The sequence below is a fragment of the Pseudomonas sp. EggHat1 genome (genome assembly GCF_014892995.1).
In the GTDB taxonomy this organism is placed as follows: domain Bacteria; phylum Pseudomonadota; class Gammaproteobacteria; order Pseudomonadales; family Pseudomonadaceae; genus Aquipseudomonas; species Aquipseudomonas chaetocerotis.
On the sequence record NZ_JACKQK010000005.1, the window covers coordinates 184,896 to 207,904 of the forward strand.

The 23,009-nt window shown below is 59.8% G+C and carries 20 protein-coding genes; all 20 read right to left on the reverse strand.

Features of this window, described 5'->3' with window-relative positions; genetic code table 11:
• Positions 1-47: 47 nt before the first annotated feature.
• The gene (locus tag INS93_RS10920; RefSeq protein WP_160017624.1) at positions 48-401 is read right to left on the reverse strand and encodes an Hpt domain-containing protein; all 354 of its coding nucleotides are present in this window, start codon (positions 399-401) and stop codon (positions 48-50) included.
• A gap of 29 nt (positions 402-430) precedes the next feature.
• Positions 431-2,119, reverse strand: a complete 1,689-nt coding sequence (locus tag INS93_RS10925; RefSeq protein ID WP_192981786.1) for a fused response regulator/phosphatase — start codon at positions 2,117-2,119, stop codon at positions 431-433.
• Positions 2,120-2,121: 2 nt separating this feature from the next.
• Positions 2,122-2,427 (reverse strand): STAS domain-containing protein, encoded by a 306-nt coding sequence (locus INS93_RS10930; RefSeq protein ID WP_160017622.1) that lies wholly within the window; start codon positions 2,425-2,427, stop codon positions 2,122-2,124.
• 85 nt (positions 2,428-2,512) lie between these two features.
• The gene (fliJ, locus tag INS93_RS10935) at positions 2,513-2,962 is read right to left on the reverse strand and encodes a flagellar export protein FliJ (RefSeq protein ID WP_192981787.1); all 450 of its coding nucleotides are present in this window, start codon (positions 2,960-2,962) and stop codon (positions 2,513-2,515) included.
• A gap of 46 nt (positions 2,963-3,008) precedes the next feature.
• A complete protein-coding gene (gene fliI / locus INS93_RS10940; RefSeq protein WP_160017621.1) occupies positions 3,009-4,355 on the reverse strand; it encodes a flagellar protein export ATPase FliI in 1,347 nt (448 codons plus the stop codon).
• Complete coding sequence (gene fliH / locus INS93_RS10945) at positions 4,345-5,151, reverse strand: flagellar assembly protein FliH (protein WP_160017620.1); 807 nt, start codon at positions 5,149-5,151, stop codon at positions 4,345-4,347. Before fliH ends, fliI begins: the two co-directional genes overlap by 11 nt.
• 3 nt (positions 5,152-5,154) lie before the next feature.
• A complete protein-coding gene (fliG, locus tag INS93_RS10950) occupies positions 5,155-6,171 on the reverse strand; it encodes a flagellar motor switch protein FliG (RefSeq protein WP_160017619.1) in 1,017 nt (338 codons plus the stop codon).
• Entirely contained in the window at positions 6,164-7,948 is a 1,785-nt protein-coding gene (gene fliF, locus INS93_RS10955; protein WP_160017618.1) for a flagellar basal-body MS-ring/collar protein FliF, read from the reverse strand. Before fliF ends, fliG begins: the two co-directional genes overlap by 8 nt.
• Positions 7,949-7,958: 10 nt before the next feature.
• Positions 7,959-8,288: a flagellar hook-basal body complex protein FliE gene (gene fliE, locus INS93_RS10960; protein ID WP_013714978.1), complete on the reverse strand. Its 330-nt coding sequence runs from the start codon at positions 8,286-8,288 to the stop codon at positions 7,959-7,961.
• A 136-nt stretch (positions 8,289-8,424) separates the two neighbouring features.
• Complete coding sequence (locus INS93_RS10965; RefSeq protein WP_160017616.1) at positions 8,425-8,754, reverse strand: GIY-YIG nuclease family protein; 330 nt, start codon at positions 8,752-8,754, stop codon at positions 8,425-8,427.
• Positions 8,755-8,999: 245 nt separating this feature from the next.
• Positions 9,000-10,415: a sigma-54-dependent response regulator transcription factor FleR gene (fleR, locus tag INS93_RS10970; RefSeq protein WP_192981788.1), complete on the reverse strand. Its 1,416-nt coding sequence runs from the start codon at positions 10,413-10,415 to the stop codon at positions 9,000-9,002.
• A gap of 3 nt (positions 10,416-10,418) precedes the next feature.
• Positions 10,419-11,633, reverse strand: coding sequence for a sensor histidine kinase (locus tag INS93_RS10975; RefSeq protein WP_160017614.1), 1,215 nt, complete (start codon positions 11,631-11,633; stop codon positions 10,419-10,421).
• A gap of 225 nt (positions 11,634-11,858) precedes the next feature.
• The gene (locus INS93_RS10980; RefSeq protein WP_160017613.1) at positions 11,859-13,334 is read right to left on the reverse strand and encodes a sigma-54 dependent transcriptional regulator; all 1,476 of its coding nucleotides are present in this window, start codon (positions 13,332-13,334) and stop codon (positions 11,859-11,861) included.
• 260 nt (positions 13,335-13,594) lie between these two features.
• A complete protein-coding gene (gene fliT / locus INS93_RS10985; RefSeq protein WP_160017612.1) occupies positions 13,595-13,888 on the reverse strand; it encodes a flagellar protein FliT in 294 nt (97 codons plus the stop codon).
• Positions 13,889-13,913: 25 nt separating this feature from the next.
• Positions 13,914-14,294, reverse strand: a complete 381-nt coding sequence (gene fliS, locus INS93_RS10990; protein ID WP_160017611.1) for a flagellar export chaperone FliS — start codon at positions 14,292-14,294, stop codon at positions 13,914-13,916.
• Positions 14,295-14,358: 64 nt separating this feature from the next.
• Positions 14,359-14,745 (reverse strand): flagellar export chaperone FliS, encoded by a 387-nt coding sequence (fliS, locus tag INS93_RS10995; RefSeq protein ID WP_160017610.1) that lies wholly within the window; start codon positions 14,743-14,745, stop codon positions 14,359-14,361.
• Complete coding sequence (fliD, locus tag INS93_RS11000; RefSeq protein ID WP_160017609.1) at positions 14,742-16,175, reverse strand: flagellar filament capping protein FliD; 1,434 nt, start codon at positions 16,173-16,175, stop codon at positions 14,742-14,744. Before fliD ends, fliS (INS93_RS10995) begins: the two co-directional genes overlap by 4 nt.
• A gap of 83 nt (positions 16,176-16,258) precedes the next feature.
• Positions 16,259-16,642, reverse strand: coding sequence for a flagellar protein FlaG (locus INS93_RS11005; RefSeq protein WP_192981789.1), 384 nt, complete (start codon positions 16,640-16,642; stop codon positions 16,259-16,261).
• A gap of 71 nt (positions 16,643-16,713) precedes the next feature.
• A complete protein-coding gene (locus INS93_RS11010; protein WP_160017607.1) occupies positions 16,714-17,868 on the reverse strand; it encodes a flagellin in 1,155 nt (384 codons plus the stop codon).
• A 271-nt stretch (positions 17,869-18,139) separates the two neighbouring features.
• Complete coding sequence (locus INS93_RS11015) at positions 18,140-23,002, reverse strand: glycosyltransferase (protein WP_226945461.1); 4,863 nt, start codon at positions 23,000-23,002, stop codon at positions 18,140-18,142.
• Between the last annotated feature and the right edge of the window lie 7 nt (positions 23,003-23,009).

The following is a 23,009-nucleotide window of genomic DNA, read 5'->3' on the forward strand; positions in this document are numbered from 1 at the left end:
GTCGTGACAGGATCAGAGCAAAGGGCGGGCCAACTCGTGAAACGGCGTCAGACGCGATAGCGCTGACGCTCGGATTTGAACAGGATGCGGACGATGGCGAACTCGCGCTCGATCTGCTCGATCAGGGCTGGAGCCGGCTCCAGGGCCTCGCGCCGCCCCGCGTCCTCGAGCTCCTTGCACAAGCTGGCCAGAAGCACCGCCCCCATGTTGCTGCAGCTGCCCTTGAAGCTGTGCGCAGCCAGGCGCAGGCCCTGCGCGTCACCCTCGGCCGTAGCTTCATGCAACAGACGCAGACGCTCCTCGGAATCGGCCACGAAGGTATCGAGCAGAATCGGGTATTCGTCCTCCATGACGTCCTGCAGGGCCGCCAGGACGGCATCGTCGAGATGGATATCGGACACCGTGTCACCCCCTGAACAACAGCCTCGCATTATGCCTCAGAGGACCAGCAAAACTCCACGCTGACCCCCTGGCCAACCGGGGCGATCTGGAAACCATCACTGAGCTGACGTACCAGGGCAAGACCGCGACCACACAGGGCTTCGTCACCGCGCGCCATGACGGTGACCGGATCGAATCCGGGGCCACTGTCCTCGACCCGGACGATCAGTCGCCCTCCCCCTTCTTCCGGCAGCATCTGCACATGAAATCGGACATAGCCATCCTGCAGGGAGGCCAGACGCAGCCGTCGCTCCCGGTAGTACTCAGCAAAACCACTGGCATCCTGCTTGAGTGAGGAATCCAGGCCCATAACCCCATGTTCCAGGGCATTGGAATAGAGCTCGGCAAGCACGGTATACAGCTCTCCACCACGCGGCCGCAACGCCCGCACGTCCAGCAGCAGCTGCAGCAAAAATGGCAGAGGGTTGAAATGACGCAGGCTCAGTGCACGAAACTCGAAACTGGCTGACCAGTCCATCACGCTGCTCTGACCACTGTCGGCAAAGGCCAGTGGGCGAGGACGCTCATCGTCTTCGGCCAAGCCGACCTGAACCATGCTGACGTCATCCTGTTGCTCGCCACGGAACGCCGTCAGTGCCTGCTGGATTTCTTCGAACAATGCCTGCGGCTGACGATTGGACTCCAGAAGCTCGAGCAGACGCGCCTCGCCGAATAGCTGCCCTTGCTGGTCACTGGCCTCGAGCACGCCATCGCTGAGCAGAAAAATACGATCTCCCGGCGCCAGCGGATAGACCTCGCAGCGATCACTGAACGCCGCTGGTTCGAGGATTCCCAGGGGCAGATGGCGTGACACCAGTGACTGACGCGGGCGACCATCGCCATGTAGCAGGTAGCCATCCGGCAACCCGCCACTCCACACCTCGAGCAAGCCTCGCTTGCTGCTGATGTTGAGCACGGTGGCGCAACAGAAAACGCCTACAGGAAGGATGCGCTTGAGCTTGGCGTTGATCTCGCGAAGGACCTCGGCAAGGGCATGGCCTTTGGCAGTCATGCCGTAGAACACCTCGGCCAGCGGCATCGCGCCAATAGCCGCCGGCAAACCATGGCCGGTGAAATCGCCCAGCATCACGTGCATGCCGCCAGACGGCTTGTACGCCGCCAGCAGTAAATCACCGTTGAACAGCGCGTAGGGTGACTGCATGTAACGGATATTAGGCGCATCCAGACAGCCGGAATGCGCCACCTTGTCGAATACCGCCTTGGCCACGCGTTGCTCACGCAACAGGTGCTCATTGTGCCGAGCGATCAGGTCGCGTTGTTTCAATACCGTGTCATGCAATCGGCGCAGACGATCCATCGCACCGATCTTGGCCTCGAGGATCACCCTGTTGTAGGGCTTGGCGAGAAAGTCGTCGCCACCGGCCTCCAGACAACGCACCAGCGCTTCGCCCTCGGTCAGAGAAGTGAGGAAGATGATCGGCACCAGCGCCTCGCCGGCCTGATCCTTGATCCGTCGCGCCGCCTCGAAGCCATCCATCACCGGCATAAGCGCATCCATCAGGACCAGATGTGGGCGCTCCTGCTCGAACAGGGCCACCGCCTCCAGGCCATTGCTGGCGGTCAGGACACGGTGGCCCTGACGGCTGACGATGGTGGACAACAGCATGCGGTCGGCCGCGTTGTCCTCAGCGATCAGAATGGCAAGTCGCTCAGGCATGCTCAGCTGATCTTGAACAACTGCTCGAAGTTGGAGATGGCGAGGATCTTGCGCACGTCACTGCTGCAGTTGAGCAGGCTGATCTGCGCCGAATCGCCGCCAGCATGGTCACGCAACAGCAGCAGCATGCCCAGTGCCGAACTGTCCAGATAGCTGGTGTCGCGCAGGTCGACCTGATAGCGCCTGGGCGTCTGATCGACGCGCTCATAGGCGTCACGAAATTCCTGGTGGGAGGCGAAGTCGAAGCGTCCTCGAATCACGATGGTCAGCTCTTGCCCGTCTGCCGAGGGCTGCGAGGTAATGGCCATGTCTACTCCTTTGTCGAGACTTTGCCAGATAGGGCAGTTCACGTTTGAAGGTGTAGCATCTGGTCGGCGCCGAAACAACCTCTATTCAGGGTTCGCCACGGTCGATCAGGCGTTGCGCCAGTTCGTCGAGCAGTTTCTGTTCGCGCTTGTCTTCGGCCAATCGGGCTTCATCGATGTAGCGCTGTACCAGTTTGCGAAGGCCCTCAAGACGCGCATAGCGCTGCTGCCAAACGGCACGCACCTTTTCAAGATTGGCGCGATGCCACTCCAGACTTTGCTGCTGTTGGCCGACCGCCGTCTCCAACTGCGACAGAAAGCGCTGATAGTTCATCAGCCACTGACCGGAAACGCCCTTGCTACCCTCGCTGATCCACTGCTGCTGGTAGTCGCCACGGAAACGCTCCAGCTCACCCAGCTTGGCTTCGGCCTGGCCGACCAGCCCCTGGCAATGCCCGACTTGGCGCGCGGCCTCGCGCTCGGCCTTTTCTGCCATCTCGACGACCGGCTGCAGGCGCTTGGCGCGACTGAGACTCATCGATGCACGACCTCAGCGATGACGAAAAACACCTTGATCAACGCCATCATTGCCCCAGCAAGGCCGCCAACTGCTCACGACTCTGTGGCATGCCCACACTTTCGTCCAGCCCCTGACGCAGGTATTGAGCCATGACCGGCTGGCGGGCGATGGCCAGGTCGGTGTCCGCATCGCCACCGGGAACATAGGCCCCCACACTGATCAGATCGCGGCTCTGTTGATAGCGTGACCACAACTGTTTGAATCGCTGCGCCTGCTTGAGCTGCTCGGGCGGTACCACTTGCGGCATGACCCGGCTGATCGAGGATTCGATATCGATCGCGGGATAGTGCCCTTCCTCGGCCAGACGGCGTGACAGGACAAAGTGCCCGTCGAGCACACCACGTGCCGCATCGGCGATAGGGTCTTGCTGGTCATCGCCTTCACTCAGCACGGTGTAGAACGCGGTGATCGAACCGCCGCCGGCTTCGGCATTGCCGGCGCGTTCGACCAACTTGGGCAACTTGGCGAACACCGATGGCGGGTAGCCCTTGGTCGCTGGCGGCTCACCGATAGCCAGAGCGATTTCACGCTGGGCCTGGGCATAGCGCGTCAGTGAATCCATCAGCAGCAGAACGTTCTTGCCCTTGTCACGAAAGTACTCGGCGATGCGCGTGCAGTACTGCGCCGCACGTAAACGCATCAGCGGCGCTTCATCGGCCGGAGAAGCCACAACCACGGAGCGCTTGAGACCTTCTTCGCCAAGAATCTCGTCGATGAACTCCTTGACCTCGCGCCCGCGCTCACCGATCAACCCGACCACGATGATCTCGGCCTCGGTAAAACGCGTCATCATGCCCAGCAGCACCGACTTGCCCACGCCGGTACCGGCGAACAAGCCCAGACGCTGACCGCGTCCGACAGTGAGCAAGCCGTTGATCGAACGAATGCCGACATCCAATGGTTGGCTGATGGGGTCGCGATTGAGCGGGTTGATGGCAGGGCCATCCATCGGCACCCAGTCCTCGGCCTTCATCCCGCCTTTGCCATCCAGGGCGCGGCCAGTGCCATCGAGCACTCGGCCAAGCATGGACATGCCCATGGGCAAGCGCCCGGCATCGGGCAATGGCACAACGCGCGCACCCGGCGCAATACCCGCCAGACTGCCCGCCGGCATCAGATAGATCTTGCCCCCGGAGAACCCCATCACTTCGGCCTCGACCTGAACCGGATGGTAGCTGTCTTCGTTGATGACCAGGCAGCGGCTGCCTATGGCTGCGCGCAGCCCTTCGGCCTCCAGGGTAAGACCGACCATGCGCAGTAGGCGGCCTTCGAGTATGGGTTGGCTGGGCAGGCTGATCGCATCACTGTAGCCCTCCAGACGCCGGGCGAAACTCACGCGGTCAACGCGCATCGTCGCGATCCAGGTCCAGGTCCAGATTGATGTCCGCTTCCGGCGGCTGGGTGCTCTGCGCGCGCTGCTGCTCGAACAGTTGCTTGAGTGCCTGCGCCATGCGCGTCTCGACGCTGGCGTCGATCTGGCTATGCTCCGACTCGATACGGCAACCGCCAGGCAGCAGACTGTCATCCTCGAGGATGCGCCAGCTTTCCTCATGACGCTCGCGCAGCGCCTTGATCACCTCGAAGTCCTGGGGGTTGACCTGAATGCGTACGTTGCCCGCCCCCATCGGCAGCAGCTTGAGCGCTTCGCGCAGCACCTGGCGAATCTGACTGGAGTCGGTGCTCAGTTCACGCTGAATCACCTCGCGCACCATATGGCTGACCAGACGCACCATGGCCACTTCCATCTGCTGGTCCTGCTCGGCAATCGGATCGAGCAACTGCATCATGAGCGTTTCCAGGCTGCCGACCTTCAGCGCCAAGGCCGCGTCAGCCTCCTGCTTGGCCTTGATCTGGCCGGCATGGAAGCCGTCCTTCTCGCCCGTGGCGAAGCCTTCGTTGTAGGCATCCTGGCGGATGGCTTCGAGCTCATCGAGCGTCAGCGGTTTGACATCTTCGAGCGCGACCTCTTCGATCTGCGCTGCATCCTGCTCCTCGACCTCGGCCGGAGGCTGCGCCTGTTCATCAGCAACAGCTTCGGCTGCTGCCGGTTCTTCACCCGGCGCATCGAAGCTGGGCAACGCCCAGCGGTCGAACGCGCCGAGATCCTTGGCGCGAATCAGCTCGCTCTCGGGCTCCTTGGCAGCCATGGCTTAAACCATCTCCTCGCCACCCTTGCCGCCGAGCACGATCTCTCCGGCTTCGGCCATGCGCCGGGCGATGGTGAGAATTTCTTTCTGCGCCCCTTCGACGTCGCTGACACGCACCGGCCCCTTGGCCTCCAGGTCGTCGCGCAGCAACTCGGCTGCGCGTTTGGACATGTTCTTGAAGACCTTGTCCTTGATTGCCTCGTCGGCGCCCTTGAGTGCCAGTACCAGCACCTCGGACGAGACTTCGCGCATCAGTGCCTGGATGCCACGGTCGTCGACATCGGCCAGGTTGTCGAAGACGAACATGAGGTCTTCGATCTGCGTCGACAGGTCTTCGTCCACTTCGCGGATGGAGTCCATCAGCTGACCTTCCACCGAGCTGTCGAGGAAGTTCATGATGTCCGCCGCACGCTTGACGCCACCCATGGTGGCGCGCGTGGTGTTGGCGCTGCCGGAGAACTGCTTCTCGAGGATCTGGTTGAGCTCCTTGAGCGCCGACGGCTGCACGGTATTGAGCGAGGACACGCGCAGGATGATGTCCAGGCGCACCTTGTGGTCGAAATGGCTGAGCACTTCGCCAGCCTGATCCGGATCGAGATAGGCGACGACGATGGCCTGGATCTGCGGGTGCTCGTAGCGGATCACGTCGGCGACGGCGCGCGGCTCCATCCACTTCAGGCTGTCCAGGCCGCTGGTACTGCCGCCGAGCAGGATGCGGTCAATCAGATTACCGGCCTTGTCCTCACCCAACGCAGAAGTGAGCATCTTGCGGATATAGGCATCGGAACCCACACCGAGGCTGGTCTGGTCGCCAACGATATCGACGAACTCGGCCATTACCTGCTCGACCTGCTCGCGATGGATATTGCGCATGCCGGCCATGGCCACACCGACGCGCTGCACTTCCTTCGGCCCGAGGTGACGCAACACCTGTGCGGCATCGGTCTCACCCAGCGAAAGCAGCAGAATCGCAGCCTTGTCGACCTTGTTCAGCTTGGTAGCGGTACGATTCTCACTCATCGGCGTTGATCCACTCTTTCACGACCTGGGCGACGCGGCCAGGATCTTCCGCTACCAGACTCTTGATAGCGTTCAGTTGTGCATCATACCCCTCGCTGGGGCTCGGCAACATGATGCTCTGCGGCCCACCGAGGCTGACGCGGTCGTCGGACAGCTCGCCGTCCAGACCTCCCATTGCGCCAAGTTCCACATCGCCGGAACCTGCCAGCTCCTTGCCCCTGCCGCCGCCGGTGATGTTGTTGAGCACCGGGCGCAGCACACCGAATACCAACACCAGGATGAACAGCACGCCGAGCACCTGCTTGACGATGTCCCAGAACCAGGGCTGGGTGTAGAACGGAATATCGGGGATTTCCTCGCCCAGCGAGGCCGTGAAGGCAGTGTTGATCACACTGACGCTGTCGCCGCGGCTGGCATCGAAGCCCACCGAATCCTGGACCAGACGGGTAAAGCGCGCGAGGTCATCGGTCGTCCACGGCACTCGGCTGCTCTCGCCAGTGGCCGGATCGACACGTACCTGGTCATCCACCACCACCGCCACCGAGAGCCGACGCAGACGCCCCTGCTGCTGACGGGTGTAGCTGATCGACCGGTCCAATTCGAAGTTGCGGGTGGACTGCTCGCGCTTGTCTGCCGGGTAAGGTGCCAGCATCGGCTGGCCGGTTACCGGGTCCATGATCTGCTGGCCATTGGCGTCGACCAGCGGCTGACCCGCGGCGACCGGGCCTGCTGGTGCAGCCGCACCAGCAGCCTGCTCCGGAGCGGCAGCCGGACCCGGTGGCTGATTGGACAAAGCACCCGGCACGCCCTGCGGCGGCAGGCTGCTCTGGCGCTGTTCATTGACCTGCTGCTCACTACGCAGCGCGGGTTGATCCGGATTGAACATTTCGGAGGTGGATTCAACCGAGCTGAAATCCACGTCAGCCGATACTTCCGCCTTGTAGCGACCGGTGCCCAGCACTGGCTGCAGAATGTTGTGCACGCGTTGGGTGAACAACGTTTCCATGCGGCGGGTGTAGTCGAACTGCTTGCCAGCCATGCTCAGCTCGGACAATTCCTGCTGATCGGAGAGCAGATTGCCCTTCTGGTCGACCACCGTGACCTGGCCCTTGTCCAGCTCAGGCACGCTGGTCGCCACCAGGTTGACGATCGCCATGACCTGGCTGGGCTCCAGCCCACGTCCCGGGTACAGCTCGACCAACACAGAGGCAGACGGTTTGCGCTCATCACGGACGAAAACGGACGCCTTGGGCATGGCCAGATGCACACGCGCCGCCTTGACGTTGTTGAGGCTGGAAACCGTACGCGCCAGCTCGCCTTCGAGGCCACGGCGATACCGGGTCGCTTCCATGAACTGGCTGGTCCCCAGGCCCTGCTCACGGTCAAGGATTTCGAAACCGACGCTGTTGTCGGTCGGCGCCACGCCAGCGGCAGCGAGGCGCATGCGCGCACGCGCCAGATCGTCAGCCTTGACCAGCAGCGCGCCGGAGTTGGGTTCGATGGTGTAATCGATGCCGGAAGTGGTCAGGGTATCGACCACCTGGGAAGCATCCATACCATTGAGGCTGCCGTACAGCGGACGATAGTCCGGTTGCTGCGACCAGAGCACCACGGCAAAACCGATCGCCACGCTGGCAGCCAGACCGACCAACAGGCCGAGCTGACGCAGCACCGACATCTCCGCGAGGTTTTCCAGGAAGCTGAGGCCCAGCAGGGGCTTCTTGGGCTCACCCGGCTCGGCCTTGGCCGGTACGTTTGCTACTGCTGCTTCAGCCATGAATCAATCCTCAGACCGGCATCTGCATGATGTCTTGATACGCCTGGACCAGCTTGTTACGCACCTGGGTCATGGCCTGGAAGGATACGCTGGCTTTCTGCGAGGCGATCATCACGTCGGTCAGGTCGACCCCGCTCTGCCCCATCTCGAAAGCGGTCGCCAGTTTATTGGAAGCCTGCTGGGTCTCGTTGACCTTGTTCACCGCCTGGCCGAGCATTTCCGAGAAACTCGGCGCCCCTTGCACTGGCTCGCTCGCAGCAGGTTTCTGACGCGCCATGGCCTCAGCCTGCATGGAACGCATTTCCAGCATCAAGCGATTGAATTCGACACCTTGGCTCATGACTTCCTCCACTGCCCGCTTTTTGACACTAGCGGCGCTATGCAGGGGTATTTGCAACAAGGGTGCCAACAAAGCAGCTACAGGCGGCTTATGGGAATCAGACCGAGGACACGCAGATAAATTAGGCTAACTACCGTCATCCCCGCGAAGGCGGGGACCCAGCGGCAGGAGCCGAATCACCAACAATCTCCGACCAGAGATCCTGCCACTGCGGATTTTGCTCTTCGATCAGACGCAACTTCCAGACACGATTCCATTTCTTGATCGCCTTTTCCCTGGCTATCGCGCCACTCATGCTTTCATGCTGCTCGTACCACACCAGCAACTTCACGCCATAGCGGCGTGTAAAGCCCTCAAGCACTCCCTCTCTATGCTGCCAGACACGCTGCAGCAGATCCGCCGTAACCCCGGTATAGAGCGTGCCATTGCGCCGGCTGGCCATGATGTAAACGGCTGGCTGTTTCATGCTGCAGTCCTTTGCAGATTGCGCCCTCCATAAGTATGGAGGCCTATTCAGCGATCAATTCAAACCCGAACAAAAAATAATCACTCATACAAGCCAGGACAACCTGAGCACCGCAGCTGGATCCCCGCCTGCGCGGGGATGACCTCGGTTTTTCTATCACCGTCATCCCCGCGAAGGCGGGGACCCAGGCCACCATATCAGCCGTACCCACTCCCCCCCGCTCAGCACAGCACAGCACAGCACAACTAGCTGGCGTACAGATACGCCTCGACATCCATGCCGGCATCACGCATCTGCGCCAGCTTGTAGCGCAGCGTACGCGGGCTGATACCCAGGCGCTCGGCAGCTTCCTTGCGACGACCACGCTCGGCACGCAGGGTATCAATGATGACCTGGAACTCACGACGGCGAAGATCCTCGCCCAACGCGCCGGCATCGACCGCACTCGGCGACTCAACCGGTTGCGCCATTGGCGGCGCAACGGCCGGCACCACTGCCAGGCGCGGAGCCGTCCCCTGCACCGATTGGCCGACGGGTGCATGCAGGCACAGATCCTGCGCCTGAATTACACCACCCTGCTGCAGGATCAATGCGCGCTGAATGGCGTTGTCCAACTCGCGCACATTGCCCGGCCACTGATGCTGCACCAGGCTTCGCGCAGCCGACTCGGACAGCCTCACGTGAGGCTGATTCATTTTTTTGACGTGCTTGGTCAGCAGTCGTTCGGCCAGCGGCAGAATATCGGCAGGCCGCTCACGCAGCGGTCGCCAGGCCAGGGGAAAGACCGACAGACGATAATAGAGATCCTCACGGAAGCGCCCCGCTGCCACCTCACTGGCCAAGTCACGGTTGCTGGTGGCCAGCACACGAATATCCAGGTCGATCGGCTTGCGCGCCCCGACCCGCTCTACCTCACGCTCCTGAAGCACACGCAGCAACTTGGCCTGTAGCCCCAGCGGCATTTCGGAAATTTCGTCGAGCAAAATGGTGCCGCCGTCAGCCAGCTCGAACTTGCCCGGCTGAGCAGTGACCGCACCGGTGAATGCGCCCTTCTCATGCCCGAACAAGGTGGCCTCAAGCATATTGTCGGGAATCGCCGCACAGTTGATGGCGATGAAAGGCCCGGATGCACGCGGCGACTGCTGATGGATATAGCGCGCCAGCACTTCCTTGCCGGTGCCCGACTCACCGGTGATCATCACCGTCGAATCACTCTGCGCCACACGGGACGCTAGCTCCAGCAGCTGCACGCTGGCCGGCTCGAGCGCTACCGGACCATCACGATCTCCCGCCGTCAATTTTCCGAGTGCATGCCTGGCCACCAGCTCCAGCAACGTACGCGGCTCGAACGGTTTGACGAGATAGTCAGCGGCGCCCTGGCGAATGGCATCCACCGCCCGCTCCACCGCGCCGAAGGCCGTCATCAGCAATACCGGCAGTTGCGGATAACGACTACGAATCTGCGCCAGCAACTGATGACCATCCATACCCGGCATGTTGACGTCACTGACCACCAGCCCGAACGGCTCTTCGGTCAACGCGACCAACGCCGCCTCGGCACAATCGACCGCCCGATAATCATGCCCGCCCAGGCACAGGGTATCGGCCAGGGCTTCGCGCAGCGCGCGATCGTCTTCAACCAGCAGGACTTTGGTAGCCATGGATTACTCCTGATTCGAGTGAGGCGCTGCACCTTGCAGCGGCAAGGAAACGATGGCGCAGGTACCACGACCCGCACGCGATTGCAGCAGCAGCTGGCCCTGATGAGCACGTGCCACCGCCTTGACCACCGCCAGCCCGAGGCCGGTGCCAGTGGTCTTGGTGGTGAAGAAGGGTTCGCCCAGGCGCGCCAGGGTTTCCCGGCTCATGCCTGGCCCGTTATCGCTGACGCACAGGCGCAGTTGGCTGTCGCGGCGATATAGATGAATCTTCAGACGCGCATCACGCCCGGCAGCCTGAATGGCGTTGTCGATCAGATTGAGTACGGTGCCGACCAGCGTGTCGCGATTGCACATCAGCTCGCCGTCGCGCACATCGCACTGCCAGCGCACGGCCATATCGCCCACATGTGCATCGGCAGCCGCACGCAGCGCATCGAACAAGACAGGCGGCGACAGGCGATCCGGCAACGGCAGCTCGCCCCGGGCGAAGATCAGCATGTCGCGCACCTGATTTTCCAACTCGTGCAGCCGCTCCTTCAAGCGCCCGGCGAAGCGCTGCTGCTGTTCGGCCGGCAGCACCTGCTCGTTCAGGTGGCTTGCGTATAGCAGCGCAGCGGAGAGTGGCGTACGGATCTGATGCGCGAGAGAGGCGACCATGCGCCCCAGCGCCGATAGACGCTCATGGCGAGAAAGCTGATCCTGCAGGCGACGGGTTTCTGTCAGGTCGGTCAGCAGCACCAGCTGCCCCGGCTCCCCGTGCAGAGAACGTGTGGCGATGGAAAGACGGCGGCCGTCACGCATGGAGATTTCATGACCATCGTCTTCGCGCGGCGCAAAGTTGCGAGCGATCACCTGGCGCCAGAGCATACCCACCAGTGGCTGTCCGAGCAGTGCACGCGCGACGGGGTTGGCCTCACGCACGACGCCCTGACCGTCGATGACAATCACACCGCCGGGCAGCAGATCCAGCAGGCTTTGCAGGCGATGGGCCAGGCGCTCCTTCTCCGCCAGTTCCTGCATACGCTGAGCACTGACCAGTGCCAGTTGCCCCTTCAACTCATTGACCCGCGCCTCGAGCAGGCTGTAGGACTCGCTGAGCTGATTGGACATCTGATTGAACAGGGCAAAGGCCTGCTCCAGTCCTGCGCGGCTGGCGTGTTCGAGCGGCGCAGATGCGCCTGGCTCGGCTGACTCGGTAGGACGACGGTTGGCTTCCATCTGCTTCTCTCGTACGACGCACCGTCAGAAGACGGTCGGATACAAGAGCCATAGCAATCCCCGTGCCTACTTTTTTATTCTTATTTATCAATCACTTGAAAAAACAAAGCCGGAGCTCGCGTCAAAGCTCCGGCTTTCGGGTGACCAATTTCCAGTAGGGTGCGCCATGCGCACCAGCTCTACGGGATCATGACTTGTAGAGCTGCGCGGCCGCTCCCAGCCACGTCAATCCTCGTCCTGACCATCTTCTTCGCGACGGCTCATGCCGTACTTGCGCATCTTCTCGACCAGGGTGGTACGACGAATACGCAGGCGCTCGGCCGCACGCGCCACCACGCCACCGGCATCATCCAGCGCTTGCTGAATCAACCCTTGCTCCAGATTGCCGAGATAGTCTTTCAGGTCCAGCCCCTCCGGCGGCAGCATGGCTGGCGTATCGAGGCCCGGCAGACCGGCCATGATTGCAGCGCGCTCTTCCATTTCATCGCGCAAGCTGGCTGCAAGCTGCTCATCCTCGTCATCGACATGACGGAACTTCTTCGGCAACTCGCCCACCCCGATCACCCCATAGGGATGCATGATCGCCATGCGCTCTACCAGGTTGGCCAGCTCGCGCACGTTGCCTGCCCAGTCATGGCGACACAGCGACATGATGGCGGCCGAATTGAAGCGAATGGAGCCACGCTTCTCGTGCTCCATGCGCGAAATCAGCTCGTTCATCAGCAGCGGGATATCTTCGATACGCTCGCGCAGTGGCGCCATCTCGATGGGGAAGACATTGAGGCGGTAATACAGGTCCTCACGGAAACTGCCGTCCTCGATCATCCTCTCCAGGTTCTTGTGCGTGGCGGCGATGATGCGCACATCGGCGGTCTGCGTCTTGTTGCTGCCGACACGCTCGAAGGTTCGCTCCTGCAGCACGCGCAGCAACTTGACCTGCATCGGCAGCGGCATATCACCGATCTCGTCGAGAAACAGCGTGCCGCCGTTGGCCAGTTCGAAGCGCCCTGCTCGACTGGTGATAGCCCCGGTGAAGGCGCCCTTCTCATGACCGAACAGCTCACTTTCCAACAACTCGGCCGGAATCGCGCCGCAGTTGACCGGCACGAACGGTGCTTCGCGACGCTTGGAGTGGTAGTGCAGATTGCGCGCTACCACTTCCTTGCCGGTCCCGGACTCACCAAGGATCAGCACGCTAGCCTCAGTGTCGGCGACCTGCTGCATCATCTGCCGCACCTGCTGAATGGCGCGGCTGGTACCGACCAGGCTGCGGAACAGATTGGGCTCGCGCTGCCGACCACGATCGCGGGCCTGATCGTACATCTCGCGATAGACCTGGGCACGGTGCAGCGAATCGAGCAGCTTGTTATAGCTGAGCGGAGTCTCCAGGGTGGCCAGCACACGTCTGCGCAAATCTTCCGGCCACTCGACGATGTTGGAGTCGCCAACCGTCAATAGCGGCAGAAACTCATCCCAGCCAGCAATCTGCTTGGTCAGCTCGAGTGCGCCCCCCTTGGTCTCGACATCGCCCAGCAAGACGCTGAGCACTTCGCGACTGGAAGCGAGCTCGGCCACAGCAGTACGCCAATCCTGGCTGGTACAGGCCAGATGCTCTTCCCCAAGAAAACTCAGAATGATCGCCAACTCGTGGCGGCGCGCAGCATTGTCATCGATCAACAGGATTTTGGTTTCACGCCACATCTTGTGCTTGTCTGACCCGAGAAGTGAGGGAAATTGCGCGCCAGATCTTCGACGCACACCGGCAATTAGCCACTAGTAAAGTCAAAAAATTGAAGCCAGTCAATTTTATGGCGTAACTTTTTTGCCCACCGGCGTAATTAGCTAAGCATCTGTTTGCAGAGCCGGGTAGTGGCAGCCGATAAAAAAGCAGGAGAAACGAAAATGGAGAGAGAGGACAACCGAGCCGAACCTGCTGGTTAAACTCGGTAAACACGCTGTTATCAGCCGAAAAGCTGATAAACCTTGGCCCCTTGGCGGGAGTGATTGAGCTGCACCAATTCGCCAGCCAGACGCTGCTGCTCGGTCTGACAAACGGTCACCAACTCACGATACAGTGACAGCAGATTTTCCAGCCCACTGCGCAGCTCTTCTTCGTCATCACTATCGACCATAGCCGCATCGACTACCATGCGGCACTGTAGATCGAGCTCGCCAATCGCGGCCCAGTCCTGTTTGGCCAGAGCATCGCGCAGGGCCGAACCGGTCGCTTGCAAACGTTGGACGGATGAACTCATTTGCTTCTCCTCCGATGCCCACTCACTACTGAGCGATGGCATCCCAACCCTGTTTGACTTTACGCAGCAGCCCTGAAACTTCCTCGAGAAGCTCCGGCTCGTTGCTCACATTGGCCTCGGTCAAACGGGCGATCATGTATTCGTACAGGCTATCGAGGTTAGCGGCCAGCTCGCCACCTTGCTGATGGTCGAGACTCTCGCGCAGTCCCGCGACGATGGCAATACTCTTGCCGATCAATTCACCTTTCAGCGCTGTCTGGCCTCGCTCCATGGCACCACGTGCCTGAGCGATACGAGACAGACCACCCTCCATCAACATCTGGATCAGTCGATGAGGGCTGGCTTCAAAGACCTGTGCATGATTGTTTACGGTTTGATACTGCTTGAGAGCCGCCATCGCATTCATGACATCTGCGCCTATATGGTTGATACCTTAGATATCGACGCGCACTCAAGAAACTTTAGAAAAATCAGGTGGGAGCAGTTGTCTCATCAGGCTCGATAGCGTCCCAGGCATCCTTCAGCACAGCCAGCAAAGACTCGACTTCATCCAGGTTACGGGGCGTATCGTCCACAGCGACACTGGCTAGACGTCGCGTCATGTAGTCGTAGAGCGAATCAAGGTTCTGAGCTATTTCGCCTCCCAGCTCTTTGTCCAAGCTGGCCTGCAGAACGCCAATGATACTGAGCGTACTGCCCACTGCCATCCCGCGCTGCTCATGATTGCCCTCAAGTTTGGCGCGCCTCGCCAAAGATACACGCGCCAGTGCCCCCTCCAGCAACAACTGAACCGCACGATAAGGCGTCACATCCTGATGTGTCTTTATTTGCCGGTACGTGTCGATTGGGTTACTCACGAGTCTTTCCTCACGACACCAGGCAGGTTGTTCAGGGCAGAACTCAACTGGCCACTGGTACTGTTCAATTGACCGATCAGCGACTCCATCGCAGTAAACTGTGCGACCAAGCGCTTTTGCATTTTATCAACACGCAGGGTCAGATCATCACGCTGCTGCTTGATGTCACTTTGCGTACTCCGCAAAGCACCCATCCGCTGTTCGAGAATCCCGCCAGCCTGGTTGTAGGACCCGACGCGATTGTCGAGACGCTTCATCAGCCCTTGGTCACCCGTAAAGAATGAGGCCATGTCATCAAAGTTGTTTTTCAGAGAATCATTGAGCTTGTCATCGTCGATCTTCAGGGTACCATTCTGCTGAGTGGTGATACCCAAATCCGCCAATGCCCGAATGTTGCCCTGACCGCCAGATAGCGCCACAAGCTCGTTGCGCACCCCACTTACCAGCGTACGTACGGTTGCATCACCCACCAAACCGCCAGTAAGCGGTGTGCCGTCCTCCCCCACCTTGACGACGCTGGTCAGCGAATTGCTGGTGCTTATAAGCTTGTTATACGCGTCAACAAACTTCTTTACATTCGAAGTAACAGCCGTCGTGTCCTGCCCCACTGTAAGCGTCAGAGGCTTGTCAGCCTCAGTTTTCGCTAACAATTGGAAAGTCACACCTGAAATGGCATCGGCGGGGCTGTTGGTCGCACTGCTTAGCGCGAGGCCATCGACAGTGAACTCCGCATTGGCAGCCTTGACGATGTAACCAGCACTCTCATTGTCAGTCGCCCCATTTCCATCCGCCAAGCTAACGCGGCCGTCAACATCAAGCGCCTCATAGCCACCCTTTCCCGCGACAATAATATCTTTGCCTACGCCGGTCGTATTACTGCCGAAGACCAGGCGCGAGGTACCTGTCGCAGGATCAGTCACGGCGCTTACCGTGATGCCCTTATCCTTGAGCGCGGCGTTCAACTGATCGCGCGTGCTATTTAGGTCAGATCCAGCGGCAATCTTTACGTCGAGGCCGGCATCATCAGCGCCCAGCTTGATATTCAAGACCTGATCAGACTCTACTTTGAATGTCGAGGTCTGAGCCGCGGTAGCGACTTTACTGGCGGTGGCCAGACCTTTGACTTCAATCTGATAACTACCGGCACTCGCCGTCTTGCTCGCCGTGGCGGTCAAGGCAGAGGTATTGGAGGAGGTAGCCGAGCGCTTTTCGAAAAGGCTGGCGTTGTTGAGGTCCTTAAGCGCAGTACGAAATTCACTAAGCGCCGAATTCAGCTGCCCTAAGGCGGAAAGCCTGGTCGTCGTGGTTTTATCCAGGCGATCGAGCTGGGCTTCCTTGGGTGCCTTCTCCGCATTAACCATCGCAGTGACTAGATCACCAATGGGCAGTCCCGAATTCAGGCCTGTGGTGAGCCCACCGATAGTCGCCATAGTGATTACCTCGTCATGAAATTGGCAGTAGCACGCTTATCACGCGCCGATGCACTCAAGTATTCAAGAACCATACCAGCGCATCATGCCTCTGCATTGAACAGCAAGCTGCGTACTTCCGTTAGGTTTTCTGCAAGGCGAAGCGCCTCTTCGGACGGAATCTGTCGGATAACATCTCCCGAGCCGGCGTCCGTAACCTTGACCACGACTCGCCCATTACCGTCATCCAGCGAGAAGTTGATGTCACGACGAACAGACTGAACGAACTCCTGAATGTTACTGACAGCCTCTTCTACCTCTGCACGGGTAATTGCAGCAGCATCACGCTCCGGTTCTACAACAGAATCTTTGCCTGGCGAAAGCGATTCCTTGGCCACAGAGTCGGAAGGCTCACTTGGACGAGTCTTGACAGACTGCCCTTGTGCCGCTGCCGGCTTCAGCCAATCATGCACTGAGTCAATGTTCATTTCTTTTTCCTCACAACGAGGTAATGGGGGAAAAGGTCATGCCTTTCCCCCCATTGGCGCCGCCTGTCGACTTAGCCCAGCAGGCTGAGTACGGCCTGTGGCAACTGGTTGGCCTGGGCCAGGATAGCCGTACCGGCCTGTTGCAGCACCTGATTCTTGCTCAGGTTAGCAGTTTCGGCAGCGAAGTCAGTATCCTGGATACGGCCGCGAGCTGCCGACACGTTCTCCGCGATATTCTGCAAGTTGCCGATGGTGTTCTCGAAACGGTTCTGCACCGCACCGAGGTCTGCTCGCTGGGAATCGATTGACTGGATCGCCTGATCGATCACCAATACCGCTTCCTGAGAGTTCTGCACGCTACTGACATCAATGTCGGAAATCTTGTCAGTCGTTACCGCCGTGGCAGCCGTGTAGGCACCAGTGGTAAGGCCAGCAGGAGCACCAGTGATGGTCAGAGCGGTCAATTCGTTGCTGCCATCCTTGTCTTGCGAGATGATTTTCATCGCGCCAGTGTCGTCGACGAAAGCACCTACACCCAGGTTGGCATCGTTGATTGCCGCGCCCAACTGGCGAGCAGCCTGAACAGCAGTAGTGCCGCTGGCAATGGTGGTTTCAACGGTTACGGTCTTGCCATCTACGGTCATCGATACCGACGCGGTACCAGAAGCCGTGGCAGTACCCGTGACAGCCGCGACATCGCCCTCATAGTACTTGCCGGTCAACGAGTCGGTGCTCATCTCGTCAATCTTGACGCTGATGGTTTCGTTTGCTGCGCTACCCACTTGGAAGGTAGTGGTTTCGAAAGAACCGTCCAGCAACTTCTTGCCACCGAAAGTGGTGGTATTGGAGATACGGTTCAGTTCCTTCTTCAGCTCGGTAACTTCCGAGTTGAGCGCCTTACGCTCTTCGTCACTGTTGGAACCGTTGGCCGATTGCAAGGCCAGGTCACGCATGCGCTGCAGAATGCTGGTGGACTGCTGCAAAGCACCTTCAGCAGTCTGCGCCATGGAGATGCCGTCGTTGGAGTTCTTCACTGCAACGTTGAGGCCGTTGATCTGGCTGCTCAGACGGTTGGAAATCTGCAGGCCGGCAGCGTCGTCTTTGGCGCTGTTGATACGCGAACCCGTGGACAGGCGCTGCAAGGAGGTGTCCAACGCCTTGGACGAGCTGTTCAAGTTACGCTGAGTGTTGAGGGAAGCAATGTTCGTGTTGACTGTAAGAGCCATGATGTATGTCCTCCATCGGACCTAGCTTGTTTGTCTGAGGCTGCGAAACCCGATTCTGCAGTTCTCAGACAGCCATTGAGTTCGCATTCGTATTGCTTATCGGCTTGTGCGGCAGGAGCTTTAGGGCCAAGTGAAAAAAAATTTCTTCCTGCCTTGACAGCGCCAACGCACTCCTAATTCACGTCAGGTCTATCGGCACGATCAGCCCCAGCTTTAGCCACATCTGAAAACGCATCAGGCCGCTCGAAAGCGGCCTGATGCGGGAACCTGTTCAGTCAGGAAGCCAGGCTGTCCGCCAGGCTTGTAGGCCCGGCCCTTCAAGCATCCAGTCACAGTGCACAGCACTGCGCAATGCATCACCCGCCTGGGCACAGGCGTCAAGGTCGGTTATGTGCATGCGTATGGCGTCAACCCAATCACGGAAGCGGTTCTTAACCCGCATGACGGGCAGCCCATCCTGATAGCAGCGTACATCACTGCATATCACCGGGATGCCACAGGCGCCATACTCCAGCAAGCGTAGATTGCTCTTACACTCATTAAATAGATTCTGCTCAACAGGCGCGAGGGCAAGGTCCAAATTCAGCGCGGCAAGAGCCTGGGGATAACGGGTGATATCAACGCCTGAGTGAAACTCTTTTACGAAGGGTCGAATTACCTCTGGGCACATTCCAAAAAACACCCAGTCCACCTCACTGGCCAGTTCCTTGACGACATCGACGATCATCTCTAGATCGCCGCTGTGACCCGCTCCCCCGGCCCAGCCGACTCGAGGCCGGGCAGAGGTTCGACGGCAGCTTTGCAAATTACCCCACCAGTGGCTGGGCAACCTGTTGTGGACGATCCTGATCCGCTCATGCATGCCGACAAACGCTTCGGCTAACGCCTCGGTGGAGACCACCAAGCGATCAACACACGCAAAGCCCTGACGCAACGAACGCAGGATATCCTTGGGCATATGCTGACGATGGGCATTTTTCAGCGGCAGGTTGGGTAGATAATCATCCAGCTCGTAGACTTTGAACGCCGATGAAAACGCCTTCATTCGCTGCATAGCTGCCAGTCGCTCAGCACCGACCTGACGCTGTAACAGAATGACGTCGGGCTGGAAGCGCTCCAGCTCGGTCAGAGGCAGAAGACTGGTGGACATGGCACCCTCAACCAGACCGGCATCCTCTAGCGCCTTAAATGGCTGGACAATCCGGTAATGACCACAGCCGAAGAGATCAGCCGGATGCGCAAGGACCCGGGGCAACGGGCGCCAAGACTCCAACGGGCGCCAAGCCAGGCCGGGATCGGCAAGTTTGAATCCACCGGACTGCACCAGGGAAAAATTCGGGTTGTACGCAGGGTCCCTGGCCAGCACGGGCAACCAGCGTGCATACACGGCATCCTGCTCCTCTGCACTGGCAGTTGGCATCGAGCTGGCGTCCAGCATTAGCTTCGCATTGGCCGCCCACACAGTGAGATAGCCGGCCTGGAGCGCTCGTAGGCAAAGATCAGTATCGAGGTAACGATCGGGCAGATCATCCGCACAACCAGCCAACTCAGCGTAGAGCTCACGGCCGATCATCAGACATTCGCGACTGACAGCACTGTAATCCTGATCCACCCGCAGGCGCTGCATGTAACCGGGCGCGTCCAGCCCCTCGCCCACAAACGGAAAGCCCACCGGCCCATCCAGTCCGAGAACCAGGCCGGCATGACGAATCGAGCCATCCGATGCAATTAGCTTGGCGCCGACCACCCCCACTTCCGGCCGAAGAGCGTGGTTGACCAACTCGTCCAGCCACTGATCGTCAATCACCGCCGTTTCCGGCGACAACATCAGCAGAAAATCGCCTTTGGCCTGGACCGCCGCAAAATTCAGAGCTGCGGCTGCACGCAACTGCGACTCATCCGGCCAAACCGCCCTCAAGCGGGCCTCACCCAACCCAGCCAGCGCGGTCAGCCAGTCACGAACCTCACTCGCCGATGGGTCGCTCTCTATCAACAGCAGTTCGTAATGTGGATAGCGAGTACTTTCCAACAAGCCTTCCACGCAGCGCTGCAGCTGCGATAACTGACTGCCCGCCAGGAGCAACACCGACACCAGGGGCTGCCGGGAATGCTCATAACGAATGCGATACTGCCCCGGTTGAATCGAGTCTATCTGCGGCGACTCATAGCCCCGCAACTGCAGGTGCCGCAGGATCGCCAGACGCTCATCCTCAACGTCCGAGAGCACCGGCGCATCGGTAATCAGCAGCGGCTCAGCGATATGACCTAGCCCGGCAAGGCCGCCAACATTGATGAGCCGAAGTATCATGTCCAGCTCGATGGCACGGGGCAGCGTGTCATCGAACCCACCAGCCTGAAGCAGAATATCTCGACGGAACAGCCAGTGATGGGCCATACCAGCGGGAAAGCTCAACAGGTAGTCCAGATTGAATGCTGGACGGAAACCGACACCCAGTCCTGCGTTGTCCTGGCGGTATACCTGATCGCAGTACACCGCTCGACAATCGGGAGCCGTCAGTAACTCCAGGCTCGCCATCAGCAGACCATTGACTGTGAATGTCTCGCCGGGATTGACCAGCACCAGCCAATCGCACTCTGCTTCCTGTAACACCTGATTAAGGGTGATCACCCAGGTGTCGGAGGTCACGCTGACCCTATGGCCTTGCCAGTCCTTCGCCGATTGGCCGACGGATAGAAGCAACGGATAAAGATTGGCGTAGCCATTGCGAGACGGATGCAGGGATTCCAACGTCCGTACGACACCCTCATCGTCGCCCTTCAGGTCCAGCACAACTACACCGATGCAAGGACCACCCGCATGCTCCTGCAGGCGCTCGTCCACCAACCGCTGCTGAGTCGAGTTTAGCTCTCGCGCTTGCAACCAGTCCTGCAAACCAGCCTTGCGCGGCTGCCGAGTACCATCGCCTAAACCGAAACGTCCCAGCATTTCCTCCCGGCCAGCACGTACCCTATCGCTGCCAAGATCAGAATGGCGGCGGTACATTTCCTGATACAGAGCGCCAAAGTTCTTCTGCTCACGTCCAAGCATGTGGTCCGACCCGGTATTCGGTGCGTCCCGCAAATGCACCTCGGCGGTTACGCCAGGCAGATGCACGAAGGGATAGCGGGCCGCCAAGCGCAGCAGCATGTCCCAGTCCTCGAACGCCGTCAGGCTGGTATCGAACTCACCGACCTCTGCCAGCATGCTGCGCGGATGAGCCCAGGTGTTGACCGGAATGTAGTTCTGGACGAACAACCGCTCTCTGTCGAAGATCTCGTGGGAGAAAGGTGCCTGGCGACCAAGCTCAATGCGCGTATCCCCCTCAAGTCGCTCGCTGATGTACTCGACCCCGGCGTAGACCACGCTCTGTGGCTGGCGCTCGAACGCGTCAGCCAGACACGCGAGGTGCTCGGGCAGATAGAGATCGTCATCGTCCAGGTAACAGATGTAGCGCCCCCGCGCCAGCCTGAGCCCCGCGTTACGCGCCGCCGACAGCCCTTGGTTGCGCCCTTGGTAGAGGTAAGTGATAGGAAAATCGAACTCCGCCAGCAGCGACTCGACCGGATCACCATGGTCGTTGACCAAAATCACCTCGAAGTCGCGCAGGCTCTGTTCGCCCAGGCTGGCCAGGGCATGGCGGAGCAATCCGGGGCGGTTGTAAGTGGTCAGGATGATGGAGAAAAGTGCCTCCTCCCCTAGACGAGCCAAATCCTCCAGGCGCTCACAGAGCTGGCGGGCTTGCTGACCCAACGCCGAATGCTGTTCCTCTGGATATAGGGCAAGCCGGCGACTGATGTGCGCCGCCACCTCACGCTCGCGCCCCCTCAGGCAACGTTCCGCATTGCGATTGAACACGCCCTGAACAATTGCAAGGTGCGCAGCCAAAGGTTCGGATGAGGCGTAGAAACGAGTCGACTCCTGCCCGCCATGCCAGCGATAGCTGACCCCGGGGGCATCCACGTAAACAAAGTCGGGGTAACGCTCGGCCATCTGCACGACCATTTCCCAGTCGCCGGCACTGTAGGTCTTCTCCGGTCGCCAGGTGCTGCAGAAGGCTTTTCGGCGATAGATGACGGCGGAAGGCGCCATGTAACAATCATGGATCAGCAGGTCAGCGACTTCGTTACGCCCACCCACATAGTCGCCATTGCGGTACCCCGGATGACGGGGCTGATTCAGGGGCTGCCCACTCCCGTCGACCCAGCGGATACTGGTATAACCCACTGCGACATGGGGCTGCCGCTCCAGGGTTGGCAGGAGGCTCGAAAGATGACCAGGGTTGAAGTAGTCGTCCGCCGATAAGAAAGTAATGTAGCGCCCCTTGGCTATCCACATACCATTGCGCCAGTTGAAACCTGGCCCATAGTTATAACGATTGCGCATGTAGCGAACACGCGAATCACCGGCAAATGTACTCATGACCTGCGAGGTATCGTCGGTGGACGCGTTGTCCAACACCAGAATCTCGATGTCATCCACCCCCTGGTCCAGCACCGATTGAATGCACTGCCCGAGAAAGCGCCCGTAGTTATAGGTCGGGATGATGACGCTGAGGAGTGGTTCGTCACCGCGTACTGTCGCGGCATCGGCGGCGACGGCTGATGTCACGCGATGAATCCAGAAATCCGCCGAGCGACTGTATAGCCGAGAGTAGTCACGCTCGTCGGCATCCCGGGCGATCGCCCACTGTGCAGAATCCGCGCAAGCAGGATCGGTGAGGGTATGAGGGTTGAGGGAGATCAGTCGCTCATCATAATGATGGACCGACATTGGCAGAAACAGCTTGGCGAAGGTTGCCTCGTTTTCTAAGCCGTCCCGCTCGGAGCACTCCTGCAAGACCAGATAACGACGCTGTCCGGGAGCCGGACTGAGCACTACCTGATCGCGATACTCGCTAGCGATCAGCAACAGCCCATCGTACCCGGCAAGCGCTGCATGGGTGAGGCGCTCGAAGGACAGACCATTGCCTCGTGCGTAGCTCGCCAAGGGCTCAAGCGGCATCTGCTGCTTGAGGCTGCCCCAATCATCTTCGGACAACAGGAACACCTGTTGGGCATTCGTATCGAAGCCGGCAATTCCCACCTGCCAGGGTTGCTTGCAACGGCCCCCCGCGATCAAAGCCCAGTCCGTCATGCTGTTC